The organism is Pseudomonas mosselii (genome assembly GCF_003205295.1).
Taxonomy (GTDB): domain Bacteria; phylum Pseudomonadota; class Gammaproteobacteria; order Pseudomonadales; family Pseudomonadaceae; genus Aquipseudomonas; species Aquipseudomonas mosselii_B.
Genome location: NZ_QJRP01000011.1, coordinates 141226 through 156666, shown reverse-complemented (window position 1 = coordinate 156666; position 15441 = coordinate 141226). Strand labels below are relative to the sequence as shown.

Sequence of the window (15441 nt, the reverse complement as noted above, 5' to 3'; positions counted from 1 at the left end):
CGCCCTGCCCGCCCGGCGCCTCCTGCGGACTCGCCTGCCCGCCCGCCGAGCTGGCCTGGGGTGGTGGTGCCTCGGTACGGCGTCGATGGCGCAGGGCGAACTCGGCGACCGCCTGTACATCCACCTCCTCGATCTGCGTGGTGCCCCGCCAGGCAGCGTGGGCCCGCGCCGCGCGCAGCCAGACCAGGTCGGCACGCAGGCCATCCACCCCGGCGGCGAAGCAGCGCTCGGTGATCCAGGCCAGGGCCTGCTCGTCCAAGTCGATCGACGCCAAACGCTCACGGGCCGACCGGCAACGCTCACGCAACGCCGCCTGCTGCTCGGCCCACTGTTCGCAGAACGCCTGCGGGTCGCTGTCGAAGGCCAACCGGCGGCGAATGATCTGCTGACGCGCCTCAGGCGCCGGCAAACCTTCCAAGGCCACGTTGAGGCCAAAACGGTCGAGCAACTGCGGGCGCAGCTCACCCTCCTCCGGATTCATGGTGCCGATCAGCACGAAACGGGCGGCGTGCCGATGGGAAATGCCGTCGCGCTCGATGCGGTTGGTGCCGCTGGCGGCCACATCCAGCAGCAAGTCCACCAGGGGATCGGGCAACAGGTTGACCTCATCGACGTACAGCACGCCACCGTCGGCATGGGCCAGCACGCCCGGTGAGAACCGCACCTGGCCCTGGCCGAGCGCGGCATCCAGGTCGAGGGTACCGACCAGGCGCTCCTCGGTGGCCCCCAGCGGCAGGGTCACGAACGGGCCATCACCCAGCAGGTCGGCCAGGCCCCGGGCCAGGGTGCTCTTGGCCATGCCCCGCGGGCCTTCGATCAGCACGCCGCCGATCTTCGGATCGATCGCCGTCAGGCACAGGGCCAGCTTGAGGTCGTCGGCGCCGACCACGGCAGCCAGGGGAAATTGTACGGGTTCGCTCATGTTCAGCTGTCTTCCTCGCCGGCGAGCAACTGCTGCTCGAGGCTTTCACGATAGTCGCCCGGCTCCTGCCACAACCCGCGCTGCTGGGCTTCCAGCAGGCGCTCGGTGAGGTCGCGCAGGGCTTCGGGGTTGTGCTCGCGCATGAAATCCCGGGTGGCCGGATCGAGCACATAGGCATCGGCCAGCCCCTGGTAATGATGGTCGTCGATCAGGTGGGTGGTGGCATCGAAGGCGAACAGGTTGTCGACCGTGGCCGCCAGCTCGAAGGCACCTTTATAGCCATGGCGCTTGGCGCCGTCGATCCACTTGGGGTTGAGCGCGCGGGCGCGGATCACCCGATTGAGTTCTTCCTTGAGGGTGCGCACTCGGGGCCGGTCGGCCTGGCTGTGGTCGCCGTGGTAGCTGGCCCGCGTGGTGCCGGCCAGGGTTTCGGCGGCCGCCAGCATGCCGCCCTGGAACTGGTAGTAATCGTTGGAATCGAGCAGGTCGTGCTCGTGGTTGTCCTGGTTCTGCAGCACCGCCTGTACCTGTGCCAGACGCTGGGCGAACGCGGCGCGGGCCGGAGTGCCCTCGTCGGCGGCGCCATAGGCGTAGCCGCCATGGTTGAGGTAGACCTCGGCCAGATCGTCGCGGCTGTGCCACAGGCGCCCGTCGATGGCGTTCTGCACCCCGGCCCCGTAGGCGCCTGGCTTGGCGCCGAACACCCGCCAACCGGCCTGTCGCGCCGCCTGCTCGGGCTCGACACCGGCCCCGAGCAGCGCTTCACGCTCGGCACGCACCCGCGCGGCCAGGGGGTTCAGGTCATCCGGCTCGTCCAGCGCCGCCACCGCCTGCACGGCGGCGTCGAACAGGCGGATCAGGTTGCCGAAGGCGTCGCGGAAGAACCCCGACACCCGCAGCGTCACGTCCACCCGTGGCCGGTCGAGCAGGCTCAGCGGCAGGATCTCGAAATCATCGACCCGCTGGCTGCCGGTGGCCCAGACCGGGCGCACGCCCATCAGCGCCATGGCCTGGGCGATATCATCGCCTCCGGTGCGCATGGTCGCCGTGCCCCACACCGACAGGCCCAGCTGACGCAGGTGATCGCCATGGTCCTGCAGATGACGCTCGAGAATCAGGTTGGCCGAAGCGAACCCCAGGCGCCAGGCCGTGGCGGTGGGCAGGTTGCGTACATCGACGGTATAGAAGTTGCGCCCGGTGGGCAGCACGTCCAGCCGCCCGCGGCTGGGCGCGCCGCTGGGCCCGGCCGGGACGAAACGCCCGGCCAGGGCCGCCAGCAAGCCATCGATCTCGGCGGCGCCGCAGGCATCGAGGGCGGGCGCGACCTGCTCGACCAACGTGTGCAGCACCGCGTGTACCGCGTCCCACCCCGCTGCGTCCGGCAGCGCGACGGCACCCTGCAGGGCCTGCTCGATCAGTGACAACGCCAACAACTCCAGGCGCTCGCGGGTATCGCCGCAGGTTCGCCAGAGGCTGGCATCGAGTTGCGCCAGCAGGTTCGGACGCGGCCCGTCCCACGCCTGCCCCAGATCACAATCCAGCGGATCGAAGCCCAGCGCCAATGCCTTGGCCAGCTCACGGATCAGGCTGGCGTTAGCGCCCTTGCCATCGCCCCGCGCCACCCGCAGCAACGCCAGCAGCGTATCACTGCGCAAGCGCCCCTGCGGCGACTGGCCGAACACGTGCAGACCGTCTCGGATCTGTGACTCCTTCAGGTCACACAGGTAGGTGTCCAGCCGCGGCAGCCATACCGCCGCGTCCTCCATCTGGCCTTCGAGCTGCAGCTCGCGGTCGATATGGTGAGTCTTGACCAGCTCGAGGATGTCCCGTTGCAGCTCGCGGGCACGACGCGGGTCGAGCAACTGCGCCTCGTAGTATTCGTCGGCCAGTTGCTCCAGGTGACGCAGCGGGCCGTAGGTCTCGGCACGCGTCAACGGTGGCATCAGGTGGTCGATGATCACCGCCTGGGTGCGGCGCTTGGCCTGGGCGCCCTCGCCCGGGTCGTTGACGATGAACGGGTAGATATTGGGCAACGGGCCGAGCAACGCATCCGGCCAGCACTCGGCGGACAGGCCCACGCCCTTGCCCGGCAGCCATTCCAGGTTGCCGTGCTTGCCCACATGGATCACCGCATCGGCGGCATAGCCGTTGCGCAGCCAGAAGTGGAACGCCAGGTATCCGTGGGGCGGCACCAGGTCCGGGTCGTGGTACACGGCGCTGTGGTCCACCTGGTAGCCCCGCGCCGGCTGTATGCCGACAAAGGTCAGGCCGTAGCGCAGGCCGGCGACCATCATGCGCCCACTGCGGAACATAGGATCCTGCTCGGGCGGCCCCCAGCGCTCCAGTACCGCGCGCCGGTTGGCCTCGGGCAATGCGGCAAAGGCGTGCTGATAGTCGGCCAGGGCCAGGCTCTGGGCGCAGGGGCGCTGGTCGAGGTGGTCGAGGTCGTTGGTGACCCCGCCGAGCAACTGGTGAATCAGCTCGGTGCCGCTGTCGGGCAGGCCGGCCACCGGATAGCCCTGCGCCTGCAAGGCCTCGAGGATGTTGAGCGCCGCGCCCGGCGTGTCCAGGCCGACGCCATTGCCGATGCGCCCGTCGCGGGTCGGGTAGTTGGCCAGCACCAGGGCCACGCGCTTTTCCTGGTTGTCCAGGCGCGCCAGGGTCACCCAGCGCCGTGCCAGTTCGGCGACGAAGTCCATGCGTTCGGGATGGGCCCGGTAGCAGACCACATCGGACTGGCTGCGCTCGCTGCGCCAGGCCAGGTCCTTGAAACTCACCGGCCGGGTGATGATGCGCCCGTCCAGTTCCGGCAAGGCGATGTGCATCGCCAGGTCGCGGGCGCCCAGGCCCTGCTCGCTCTGCTCCCAGCCAGGTTGGTTGTCCTGGGCGCAGATCGCCTGCAGCACCGGTACGTCGCGACGCAACGGGCGCAGGTTGGGTTGCTCGGGGCTGGACAGGGCGAAACCTGTGGTATTGATCACCACTTCGGCCTGCACCTCGTCGAGCCAGGCCTCGACCTGGTCCAGGCAGGCGCGCTCCTTGAGGCTGGCCACGGCGATCGGCAATGGGTTCAGACCGCAGGCCTGCAGGCGCTGGCAGAACACATCGATGAACGCCGTGTTGGCCGCCTGCAGGTGCGAACGGTAGAACAGCAGCGGCGCCACCGGATGCTCCGGGTTCCACTCGGCGTACCAGTCCTCCAGCCGCGCAGCGGACTTGACCGGGTGATAGACCGAAGTGCGCGGCAAGGGCTGTGGCTCGTCCCACGGGTAATCGCGCCCCAGCCACTGGCTGGCCAGGCAGTTGAACAGGTTCACCGCGTTGGCCTTGCCACCCTGGCGCAGGAAGTGCCAGAGGCGCTCGGCCTGTTCGCCGCGGACCGTGCCCAGGTCGGTGAGCTCCGGGTCGGGGCGGTCGTCGCCAGGTACCAGGATCAGTTCTACCCCACGCCCCGCCAGCTCGACCAGTTGCTCGACACCATAGCGCCAGTAGCCGACGCCGCCATGCAGCGACACCAGGATCACCTTGGCATGGCGCAGCACCTGGTCGACATACAGGTCGACCGAGGCATGGTTCTGCACTTGCATCGGATTGGCCAGGCGCACGCTGGGGAAATCCGCCGGCAGCTGCTCGGCGGTTTCGGCGAGCAGCGCCAGGTGTGAGTCACCGCTGCAGAGGATCACCAGGTCGGCGGGGGTCTGGCCGAGGTCGGCGATGCTGTCGTCCGGCACGAAGCCGCCGGGCTGGGTCCGCAGCAGGTGCATGGATCAGGCGCCCAGGGCCTGGCGCAGGCGCGCTTCCAACTGCGCCGCATCCAGCTCCTGGCCGATCAGCACCAGGCGGGTGATCCGTGGTTCCTCGCTGCGCCAGGCGCGGTCGAAATGCTTGTCGAAGCGGGTGCCCACGCCCTGGATCAGCAGACGCATCGGCTTGCCGGGGATGGCGGCGAAGCCCTTGGCGCGCAGGATGCCGAACTCGGTGACCAGCTGGGTCAGGGCATCGAGCAGCAGGCTTTCGTCAGCCTCGGGCAGGTCGATGGAGATCGAGTCGAAGGCGTCGTGGTCATGGTCATCATGGTCATCGCCGTCGTGATGCGAGTCGTGGTGGGTATGGCGACCATCGATGTGCGCCTCGGATTCGGCGCCCACGCCCAGCAATACTTCCAGCGGCAGGCGGCCGCTGCTGGCCTCGATCACCTTGACCGCCGACGGCAGCTCCTCGGCCACCTCGGCGCGAACCTTGGCCAGGCCCTCGGCGTCGATCAGGTCAGCCTTGTTCAGCACTACCAGGTCGGCGCTGGCCAGCTGGTCGGCGAACAGCTCGTGCAGCGGCGACTCGTGGTCGAGGTTGGGGTCGAGCTTGCGCTGGGCGTCGACCTGGTCCGGGTAGGCGGCGAAGGTGCCGGCGGCCACGGCCGGGCTGTCGACCACGGTGATCACCGCGTCGACGGTGCAGGCGTTACGGATTTCCGGCCACTGGAAGGCCTGTACCAGCGGTTTGGGCAAGGCCAGGCCGCTGGTTTCGATAAGGATGTGGTCGAGGTCGCCGCGACGGGCCACCAACTCGCGCATCACCGGGAAGAATTCTTCCTGCACGGTGCAGCACAGGCAACCATTGGCCAGCTCGTAGACGCGGCCGTTGGCCTCTTCCTCGGTGCAGCCGATGCTGCACTGTTTGAGGATCTCGCCATCGATGCCCAGCTCGCCGAATTCGTTGACGATCACCGCGATGCGGCGGCCCTGGGCGTTGTCGAGCATATGGCGCAGCAAGGTGGTCTTGCCCGAGCCGAGGAAGCCGGTGACGATGGTGACGGGAAGCTTGGCCAGTGTTTTCATGTCGCGATGCCCTTGGCAGCAATGGCGCGGGCATGCAGGACGACAGCCACGGGCCATGCCGGCCTGGCTAATTCGCCACCGGATCACCCCGCCCGGTTGAAAGTCGAAAACGTCACGAGGCAGGTCTCCTGGCTTGCACTGTGCCGGCATGATTGCCGGCGGGATGGCGCCTTCCCGCGCGTGCGCAGTGGCTGTGCCGAACCGTTCCAGTGCCTACAGTTGCGGGGGCAGCCGCGGCATGTACCGCGTTCCCGTCTTAGCTCGGGCCAACGCCCGAGAACCTCGCAGCGGCAAGGCTACGCAGTGCCTGCCTGGCGGTCAACCGCCGCGGCGATTGACGCGGGCCCGGCCCCGTGATTTGCTAGCGCATTGCGTTCAGGTGCCCCCGACGGGGGTGAAACGGGAAACCGGTGCGTCGCGACTCCAATACAGGAGCCGACAAGGCCGGTGCTGCCCCCGCAACGGTAAGCGAGAGAAGTGTCCGGACCACTGTGCCAACAGTATGGCATGGGAAGGTGACGCCCAACGGAGCCCAGCTCCACCTCGCCAGCCCGGAGACCGGCCTGACACGTACTCACAGTACACCCCGCGGTGGGCGGGCGTCGTCGTATCACCTGGGCCAGCCGTGCCCAGGGTCGTCGCGCATGCCCGTTGCCACAACAAAAGCAGCAGAGGAACGCGTCATGCCCATCACCAGCGCCAAACACAGTATCGCCACCCCCGTCAGCCTCAGCCAGCGACTGATCGTCGCGATCGGCGCCAGCCTGCTGGGCCTGTGCCTGGTGTACTTCGCCGGTTTCTCGCACATCGAGGCGGTGCACAACGCCGCCCACGACACCCGCCACAGCGCCGCCTTCCCTTGCCACTGAGTAAACCCGCATGATTACGCGCATCGCCCGTACCGCGGGTTTCAGCGGCCTGCTCGCTGCCCTGTTGCTGACCCTGCTGCAAAGCTTCTGGGTCGCCCCACTGATTCTCCAGGCGGAAACCTACGAATCGGCCGCCCCGGTCGGCGAACACCATGAGCATGGCGACGCCGCCGCACCTCATGTGCATGAGCACAGCGCCGAGGCCTGGGCGCCGGAAGACGGCTGGCAGCGCGTGCTGTCCACCACCGGCGGCAACCTGGTGGTCGCCGTCGGTTTCGCCCTGATCCTGGTCGCCCTCTACAGCCTGCGCGAACCTAACCGCGTGGCCACCGGCGCGCTGTGGGGCCTGGCCGGCTTCGCCGTGTTCTGCCTGGCGCCGACCCTGGGCCTGCCACCGGAGCTGCCCGGCACCGCCGCCGCCGACCTTGGCCAGCGCCAGACCTGGTGGATCGGCACCGCAGCGGCCACCGCCGCCGGCCTGGCATTGTTGGTGTTCGCCCGGCACTGGCTGCTCAAGGCACTGGGTGTAGCCCTGCTGGTGATCCCGCACCTGGTCGGCGCACCACAGCCGGCAGTGCATGAAAGCCTGGCGCCGGAAGCCCTCGAGACCCAGTTCAAGATCGCCTCGTGGCTGACCAACGCCGCGTTCTGGCTGGCCCTGGGCCTGCTCAGCGCCTGGCTGTACCGTCGCTCCAGCCAGGCCTGATGCGCGACCTGCCTGCCCAGCCGGCGTTGTACGCCGGCTTTGGCTGTCGCCGTGGCTGCCCGGTCGAGACCCTGGCGGTACTGCTGCGCCAGACCCTCACCCGCAACGCCCTGCCCCTCTCGGCCCTGCGTGCCATCGCCAGCATCGAGCCCAAGGCCCGCGAGCCCGGCCTGCTGGCACTGGCCGAACGTCTGGGACTGCCATACATCTGTTTCGATGCCGCGCATTTGCTGGCCTTCGAAACGCAGCTCAGCCAACGTTCAGCCACGGCGTATGCCCAGACTGGCTGCTGGGGCGTCGCCGAAAGCGCCGCCCTGGCCCTCGCTGGCGATAACGGCCGCCTGCATGTGCCGAGGCAGGTCCTCGGCAGCGCTACCCTGGCCCTGGCCATCGGCGGATAATACGCCACTCCCTCTACAAGGAATCCCCATGACGGTCTATTTCATCGGCGCCGGCCCCGGCGATCCCGAGCTGATCACGGTCAAGGGCCAACGCCTGATCCGCCAGTGCCCGGTGATCATCTATGCTGGCTCCCTGGTCCCCGCCGCCGTGCTGGAAGGCCACCAGGCGCACACGGTAATCAATAGCGCCGAACTGCACCTGGAACAGATCGTCGAGGCGATGCGACAGGCCCACGCCAACGACGAGGACGTGGCTCGCGTGCACAGCGGCGACCCCAGCCTGTACGGTGCCATCGGCGAGCAGATTCGCCACCTGCGTGAACTGGGCATCGACTACCAGATCGTCCCCGGCGTCACCGCCACGGCTGCCAGTGCCGCGCTGCTCGGCTGCGAGCTGACCTTGCCCGATGTGGCGCAGACCGTGATCCTCACCCGCTATGGCGACAGTTCACCAATGCCGGCCGGTGAGCAGCTGGCGGACCTGGCTCGTCACGGTAGTACCCTGGCCATCCACCTGGGCGTACGCCACCTGCCCCGCATCGTCGAGGAACTGCTACCGCATTATGGCGCCGACTGCCCGATCGCCGTGGTCCATCGCGCCACCTGGCCGGACCAGGACTGGGTCAAGGGCACGCTGGCCGATATTTGCGAGCGTGTTGCTTCCAGGGATTTCCGTCGCACCGCGCTGATCCTGGTCGGCCATGTACTGGGCGACACGCCGTTCGCCGACTCGGCCCTGTATCGCGCCGGTCACGCCCATCTCTACCGGCCCGGCTCGTGAAGCGATTGCCGACCGGGGGCGTGACGTAGCACACTGGGTTTTCCAACTGGACGGAAACCAAGCCCATGCTCGAACTGCGCCCCAACTGCGAATGCTGCGACACCGACCTGCCGGCCGAAAGCCCGGATGCGCTGATCTGCTCGTTCGAGTGCACCTTCTGCCGTGCCTGCAACGACCGGCACTTCCACAACCGCTGCCCGAACTGCGGCGGCCAGCTAGTGGCCCGCCCCACCCGCGTCGGCAAGGCGCTGGACAAAAATCCTGCCTCGGCACAGCGTGTGCACAAGCCGCACGCCCCCTGTGCCTGAACCTCACTTGTAGGACTTTTCTACAGGTTGGTGTAGTTTTTTCAACACACCTATACTCGCCTATTACCAAGGCTCCTGAATATCCGTAAGGTGCGCGCTGCCCAGCAAGCCTGCTGTCCAGCGCCTATAGAAGGCTGGAAGCTGGCTGCACTTTGACAGGAGTTACCTGAATGACATCCGTGCTGTTGGTCGATGACCATCACATTGTTCGACTCGCCGTACGCATGCTGCTCGAACGTGAACGCTTCACCGTCGTGGGGGAAACCGGCAAAGGCAAGGAAGCTGCCCGCCTGGCCGAACAGACCAAGGCGGATGTGGTCATCCTCGACATCGGCCTGCCAGACCTCGACGGCATGGAGGTGATCAAGCGCCTCAAGCTGATCGACCCGCCGCCACGGATCATGGCCCTGACCGGCCAGCCAGCCGACCTCTATGTGCGTCGCTGCATGGACGCCGGCATCTCGGCTTTCGTCAACAAGGACGAAGACCTCGACGCTCTGGTCTTCGCACTCAAGGCCTTGGTCAAAGGCTACTCGACCTTCCCGCAGATGGCGGTCAACAGCAACACCCTGGAAAGCGAGACAGAGCGCCTGGCGCTGCTGTCCAACCGGGAAATGGAAGTGCTGCGCCGACTCAGTGCCGGCCAGAGCAACAAACTGATCGGCGAGCAGATGAACCTCAGCGCCAAGACCATCAGCACCTACCGCGGCCGGATCATGGAGAAGCTCAAGGTCGAGTCGCTGGTAGAAATGGTGGACCTCGCCAATCGCAACAATGTGGTCTGAACCATGAACAAGGGGGCATCAGTGTGCCTGCTGCTGGTCGCATTGCTGTCGCCATCCGTGCTGGGTGAGGTGCACAGCGAGCCACGCCAGCTGCTGGCCCGTGCCCTGAGCGCGGCGCCACCGCTGGCGGTGGCCGCCACTGACCGACAATGGCTGAACGAACGCAAGCGCCTGGTGCTGGGCAGCTCACGCCCGGACTATCCACCCTTCGACATCAACATCAGCCAGGCCGACTACGAGGGCCTGAGCGCCGACTATGCCGGTCTGATCGCCGAACAGCTCGGGGTACCGATCGAGGTGCGACGCTATGCCAGCCGCGCCCAGGCGCTCGACGCACTGCGTGCCGGCGAAATCGACCTGCTGGGCAGCTCAAATGCCTTCGAGGCCAACGATGCGGACCTGACGCTGAGCCTGCCCTATGCCGACGACCTGCCAGTTATCGTGTCCCGACAGAACCGGAGCCTGCGCGTAGAGGACAAGCTGGAGGGGCTGCGCCTGGCGATGGTCGACCATTACCTGCCCATTCACACTGTGCAACGCCTATACCCCAACGCTCAGCTGCGTCTCTACCGCTCCACGCTGGCCGGTGTGACCGCGGTGGCGCTGGGACAAGCCGATGTCTACCTGGGTGATGCCATCAGTGCCGACTATGTGATCGCCAAGGGTTTTCAGGAACGGGTCAAGGTCGACCATTTCGTCCAGATGCCGGCCAGCACCTTCGCTTTCGCCCTGGCCCGAGACAACCCTCGCTTGCTGCAACTGGTCGACCTCGCCCTCGGCCGCATCTCCGACAGCGAACGGCTGAACATCCTGCGGCGCTGGACGGGCGGCAGCACCAGCTTCCTGCTCGACCGCCGCCTCGACGCCCTGACCCACGAAGAACGCGAGTGGATCGCCCGACACCGGCAGGTCAAGGTGATGATCAACACCACCCTCGCCCCCCTGAGTTTCACCGACGCCCAACAGCAACCACGGGGTATCGCCCTGGACTTGCTGGAGCGCATAGGCCTGCGCACTGGCCTGCAATTCCAGATCGTCGAGTCGGAGTCGTTCGAGGACATGGTCGAGCACGTCACCCAGGGCAAGGTGGACATGGTCGGCGCCATCGGCTACGGCGTGCATCGTGCCCAACGCCTGCGCTACACCCGCCCCTACATGATCAGCCCGCGGGTGCTGGTCACCCGCCAGAATGCAGCGCCACTGGACGCCAAGCAGCCGCTGCAGGGGTTGCGCGTGGCGCTGCTGCGCGGCTCGCCATTGCTCGACGACCTGGAACACCAGGTCGTCGGCCTGCGTACCCTGGAGGTCGAAAATCCCCTGCAGCTCATGGAGGCGGTGGCCAACGGCAATGCCGACGTCGCCATCAACTCGCACGTCAATGCCACCTACTTTATCAACCAGGTCTTCAGTGGCCGCCTCAGAATCGCCGGGCTACTGGGCGATGAACCCGCCCTGGCAACCTTCGCCGTCAGCCCCGCGCTGCCACAACTGCAGGCGATCCTCGACAAGGCGTTGCTGAGCATCCCACCCGATGAGCTGGAGCAACTGGTCAATCGCTGGCGCACCAACGCCGTAGCCAGCGACAGCCCCTGGCGCAACTACCGTACGCTGGCGCTGCAGGTCCTGGTGCTGGCCACGCTGCTGCTGGCCGGCGTGGTGTTCTGGAACAGCTATCTGCGCAAACTGATCCAGCAACGCAGCGAGGCCCAGCGTGCCCTGCAAGACCAACTGGCGCTCAGCCGCGGGCTGCTCGAACAGCTGCGTCAGGCCAAGGACGACGCCGAGCAGGCCAGCCGGGCAAAAAGCACCTTCCTGGCGGTCATGAGCCACGAGATCCGCACACCGATGAACGCCGTTATCGGGCTGCTCGAGATGGCTCTGGAAGACAGCCGCTACGGCCACAGCGACAGCCAGGCGCTGGAAGCGGCCCACGATTCAGCGATCGGCCTGCTCGATCTGATCGGCGATGTACTGGACATCTCACGCATCGAGTCCGGCCACATGACCTTGCAACCAGTGGCAACCGACCTGGTCGAAGTCGTGCGCACTACCCTGAGGGTCTTCGAAGGCAATGCCCACTTCAAGGGGCTCGCTCTGCGTACTGTACTGCCCGATGCAGCGGCCTGGGTACTTGTCGACCCGTTGCGCCTCAAGCAGGTGCTGTCGAACCTGCTGAGCAATGCGATAAAGTTTACCGACCAGGGCCAGGTCGACGTGTCATTGACAGTGACCCCGCTCGGCGCAGGCCTGCAGCAGGTCACGCTACAGATCAAGGACAGCGGTGTAGGTATCAGCCCCAGCGACCAGGCACGGCTGTTCACCACCTTCTCCCAGGTCGATGGCCGCCAGGCACGCCAGGGCGCGGGGCTGGGGCTGGTGATCACCCGAGAACTGTGCGAACTCATGGGGGGCGAGCTGACCTTGCACAGCATCGAGGACCTCGGGACCCAGGTCGATGTCCGTCTCACCTTCCCCGATGCCGAGCCCACCACCAGAGAAGCGCTCGACCACGCCTTGATCGAAACCAGCAGCGGCCCCCTGCAAGTTCTGGTGGTCGACGATTATCCGGCCAACCTGCTGCTGCTCGACAAGCAACTGCGCTCACTGGGCCATCAGGTGACACTCGCCGATCAGGGCAAGGCGGCGCTGGCACTCTGGCACGCCGGCCGTTTCGACGTGGTGATCACCGATTGCAGCATGCCGGTCATGGACGGTCATACGCTGGCCCGCAACATTCGTGCCGAGGAAAGCGAGGCTGAATCTCCGGCCTGTCACATCATCGGCGTCACCGCCAACGCCCAGGCCGAGGAGCGTCAACGCTGCCTCGATAGTGGCATGGACGAATGCCTGTTCAAACCGATCGGCCTGCAGACGCTCAGGGCGTGCCTGTCGCTGGTCGCCGCCCCCCTTCGCGACCAGATCCCCGAGGGGACTCGGCCCAGCGGTTTCGACCTGGCCGAACTGCGCCACCTCACTCAGGACGACCACCAGTTGATCCGGCGCCTGCTGGAACAACTGGCAAAAAGCAGCGCAGAGGATCTGCAGGCCTTGCATACGCTCGGCGCCGATCCGTCGCCAGAAGCCCTTGCTCCGGTGGTACACCGAGTCAAGGGCGGCGCGAAAATGCTCAGGGTCAAGGGCGTCAGGCAAGACTGCGAGGCCCTGGAGCAGGCCATCGCCCAAGGCCTGCCGGTGGACCAGCGGCTCGCCCGACTGCGGGCGAGCTTGCACGGCCTGGAACAGGAACTACGCCAGAGCCTCAGTGCAATTGAAGGGTCGAACTGATCTGGCTGATGGCGTCCACCACGTGCCGAGAGCCCTGCTGGATCTCCATGATCACCGTGCCGGCCTCGTTGGCCAGCTCCACGCCCAACCCCGTGCGGGTCAGGCTCGACTGCATGCTGGCCACCGCGGTGAGTGACAGGTCGTGGTTCTGCCGCACCACCTCGACAATCTCCAGGGTGGCCTTGCTGGTACGCGCCGCCAGGTTGCGCACCTCGTCGGCGACCACGGCGAAGCCCCGGCCATGCTCGCCAGCGCGGGCCGCCTCGATGGCGGCGTTGAGCGCCAGCAGGTTGGTCTGGTCGGCGATGCCGCGAATGGTCAGGACAATCTGCCCGATCACCTCGGACTGCTTGCTCACCGCGTCGATGGTGCGGGCGGCGTCATTCAACTCGGAGGAAATCTGCTCGATCACCTCCACCGCCTGCTGCACCACCTGAGTGCCCTTGCGAGCGCAGGCGTCGGTCTGCATCGAACTGGCGTGGGCGGCATCGGCGGCGGTCTGTTGGGTACTGATCTGACGGGTGATATCGCTGGCGAACTTCACCACCTTGTACAACCGGCCCTTGTTGTCGAAGATCGGGTTGTAGGACGCCTCCAGATACACAGTCTGGCCCTGCTTGTTGACGCGTTCGAAGCGGTGCGAATGGTACTCGCCGCGGTTGAGCGAGGCCCAGAAGTCGCGGTACTGGGCCGACTCGCGCTCATGGGGCAGGCAGAACAACCCATGGTGGCGTCCGACCACCTCCTCCAGGCGATAACCCATGGTGTCAAGGAAGTTCTGGTTGGCCTTGATCACCCGTCCGGCCGGGCTGAACTCGATCACCGCCATGGAGCGGCCGATGGCCTTGAGCAGGCTTTCGCTCTCATGCTCCTCGATTACATGCCGGGTGATGTCGGAGGCCACCTTGATCACGCTTGTGACCTGCTGGCGCTCGTCGATCACCGGCATGTAGCTGGCCTCCAGCCACACCTCGCGCCCCGCCTTGTCCAGGCGTTCGAAGGTGCCACTGATAGCCTTGCCCTGGCCTAGTTCGCGCCAGAGTTGCTGGTACTCGGCGCTCTTGGCGTAGGTCGGATCGCAGAAGATCCGGTGGTGCTTGCCGCGGATCTCGTCGACGCTGTAGCCCATGGTCTTGCAGAAATGCTCGTTCGCCTCGAGGATCGTGCCATCCGGCGCGAACTCGATCATCGCCATGGAACGGCTGATCGCCGCCAGCTTCGCCTCCATGTCCGCCAGGGCCTGGCGGGCGCGCTGGATTTCGACCAGATCGGACTTGCGATGGTATTCGAACATGGGCCGGGGCTCCTGTATCCACGAGATGCCCTGAGCATAGATCGGCGTTAGAGCCATGCAAGCGATCTGATATCACTTTTGGATTAGGCATTTGTACCGTCTGTCCGTTCGTGACCTGATGATGCTATCAAGCCCAGATCTGAGGCTGCGTAAACACTGCTCTATACTCAGGCGACGGCGCATGAGCGGAGGGGTACGCATGAAGATCGTGGTCACCAGCATCCTCGTCGACGATCAGGCCAGGGCCCAGGCCTTCTACCACCATGTCCTGGGCTTCGAACCCAAGCACGACATCCCCATGGGCAAGCACCGCTGGCTCACCCTCACCTCCCCCAATGACCCCAACGGCGTCGAGCTGCTGCTCGAACCCGATGCCCATCCGGCAGCCAAGACCTACAAGGCCGCGCTCAAGCAGGACGGCATTCCCGCCACCTCGTTCGGCGTGCGCGATATCCAGGCCGAGTATGAACGGCTTTGCAAGGCCGGCGTGCAGTTCACCCAGCCACCCACGGCCATGGGCCCTGTCACCGTGGCCGTGTTCGACGATACTTGCGGCAACCTGATACAGATCGCCCAGCGGCATTAGCCGGCACCCCCTGCCTGATACCCGCGTGGTTTTCCCCGCGGGCTGCTACATTGCTGACTTCCCCCGGCGCAGCCAGAACAAGGACAACCCATGCGCTACGAATTCAGCGAAGTGCTCAACGACCTGATCGACTATTTCCTGCTTGGTGATATCCAGTTGCTCGAACAGTTCAAGGAAGACCACGACCTGCCCGACGACCTCGCCCGCGCCTTCACCAGCACCGACAGCGGCGACCTGGCGGTGGCGCAAGGGGTGATCCTGCCCCTGGCCGGAATCGATAACCTGCCTTATCGCATCCTGTTCACCCTCGACGAGCGCACGCCGGCACTGCTGGAGCCCGGCAGCCGTCTCAAGCATCGTCGCGCGGGGTATGTGCTGCGGGTCGAGAACCGTGCGCTGATACTGTTCACCTGGCGCGTCCTGCAGCACTTCACCAACAAGACCCTGGGCGACCTGCTGGCGCGCTACCAGGAGCCGGGGCGGCCGATCATCGAGCTGGACAACGGCTGGTACGTGGTGGAGGTACTGGCGGGCGCCGTGGTGCGTGACGGGTTGTACGAACCGGCGATCGAGTTCGTGCTGAAGAGAACCTATGCCAAACCGCAGATGGCGGCGGTGGATGTCGGGTATCGATTTACCTTGCGTGGGTACTTCGACTGATCAACCGTC

At 66.2% G+C, this 15441-nt stretch carries 12 protein-coding genes, 2 pseudogenes and 2 riboswitches; of the genes and pseudogenes, 9 read left to right on the top strand and 5 right to left on the bottom strand.

The annotated features are described in order from the left end of the window. The 3 genes from DMX06_RS13410 to cobW form a co-directional block, all read right to left on the bottom strand. The coding region (locus DMX06_RS13410) for an ATP-binding protein (RefSeq protein WP_181427822.1) at positions 1–922 on the bottom strand (922 nt) is incomplete at its 3' end. 2 nt (positions 923–924) lie between these two features. Beyond that, positions 925–4686, bottom strand: a complete 3762-nt coding sequence (gene cobN / locus DMX06_RS13405; protein WP_110737787.1) for a cobaltochelatase subunit CobN — start codon at positions 4684–4686, stop codon at positions 925–927. A gap of 3 nt (positions 4687–4689) precedes the next feature. Further along, complete coding sequence (gene cobW / locus DMX06_RS13400; RefSeq protein ID WP_110737784.1) at positions 4690–5757, bottom strand: cobalamin biosynthesis protein CobW; 1068 nt, start codon at positions 5755–5757, stop codon at positions 4690–4692. Between the two features lie 101 nt (positions 5758–5858). Continuing rightward, positions 5859–6057: riboswitch (cobalamin riboswitch) on the bottom strand. Between the two features lie 61 nt (positions 6058–6118). Next, a riboswitch (cobalamin riboswitch) is annotated at positions 6119–6338 on the top strand. A gap of 102 nt (positions 6339–6440) precedes the next feature. Between cobW and DMX06_RS13395 the strand changes: the two genes are divergently transcribed. The 7 genes from DMX06_RS13395 (at position 6441) to DMX06_RS13365 (ending at position 12892) form a co-directional block, all read left to right on the top strand. Next, positions 6441–6626, top strand: coding sequence for a CbtB domain-containing protein (locus DMX06_RS13395; RefSeq protein WP_110737782.1), 186 nt, complete (start codon positions 6441–6443; stop codon positions 6624–6626). Between the two features lie 10 nt (positions 6627–6636). Beyond that, positions 6637–7332, top strand: a complete 696-nt coding sequence (locus DMX06_RS13390) for a CbtA family protein (protein ID WP_110737779.1) — start codon at positions 6637–6639, stop codon at positions 7330–7332. Continuing rightward, a complete protein-coding gene (locus tag DMX06_RS13385; protein WP_110737777.1) occupies positions 7332–7733 on the top strand; it encodes a cobalamin biosynthesis protein in 402 nt (133 codons plus the stop codon). Before DMX06_RS13390 ends, DMX06_RS13385 begins: the two co-directional genes overlap by 1 nt. Positions 7734–7761: 28 nt before the next feature. Further along, positions 7762–8514 carry a precorrin-4 C(11)-methyltransferase gene (gene cobM, locus DMX06_RS13380; RefSeq protein ID WP_110737775.1) on the top strand — a complete coding sequence of 251 codons (753 nt, stop codon included), beginning with the start codon at positions 7762–7764 and terminating at the stop codon, positions 8512–8514. A gap of 65 nt (positions 8515–8579) precedes the next feature. Continuing rightward, complete coding sequence (locus tag DMX06_RS13375; RefSeq protein ID WP_110737772.1) at positions 8580–8822, top strand: DUF1272 domain-containing protein; 243 nt, start codon at positions 8580–8582, stop codon at positions 8820–8822. Positions 8823–8992: 170 nt separating this feature from the next. Continuing rightward, entirely contained in the window at positions 8993–9607 is a 615-nt protein-coding gene (locus tag DMX06_RS13370) for a response regulator transcription factor (protein WP_110737770.1), read from the top strand. A 3-nt stretch (positions 9608–9610) separates the two neighbouring features. After that, the gene (locus DMX06_RS13365) at positions 9611–12892 is read left to right on the top strand and encodes a transporter substrate-binding domain-containing protein (protein ID WP_110737768.1); all 3282 of its coding nucleotides are present in this window, start codon (positions 9611–9613) and stop codon (positions 12890–12892) included. On the opposite strand, the pseudogene DMX06_RS26830 reads toward DMX06_RS13365, so the two are convergent. Both DMX06_RS26830 and DMX06_RS26825 read right to left on the bottom strand, forming a co-directional pair. Continuing rightward, positions 12867–13289: pseudogene (locus DMX06_RS26830) on the bottom strand (methyl-accepting chemotaxis protein); the annotation flags it as partial. The gene DMX06_RS13365 and the pseudogene DMX06_RS26830 overlap by 26 nt on opposite strands. Before the next feature lie 114 nt (positions 13290–13403). Beyond that, a pseudogene (locus tag DMX06_RS26825) lies at positions 13404–14120 on the bottom strand (PAS domain-containing protein); the annotation flags it as partial. A gap of 265 nt (positions 14121–14385) precedes the next feature. On the opposite strand from DMX06_RS26825, the gene DMX06_RS13355 reads away from it, so the two are divergent. Together DMX06_RS13355 and DMX06_RS13350 are read left to right on the top strand one after the other, a co-directional pair. Then, positions 14386–14772 carry a VOC family protein gene (locus DMX06_RS13355; RefSeq protein ID WP_110737763.1) on the top strand — a complete coding sequence of 129 codons (387 nt, stop codon included), beginning with the start codon at positions 14386–14388 and terminating at the stop codon, positions 14770–14772. Positions 14773–14862: 90 nt separating this feature from the next. Further along, positions 14863–15432, top strand: a complete 570-nt coding sequence (locus tag DMX06_RS13350; protein WP_110737761.1) for a hypothetical protein — start codon at positions 14863–14865, stop codon at positions 15430–15432. The last annotated feature ends 9 nt before the right edge of the window (positions 15433–15441 follow it).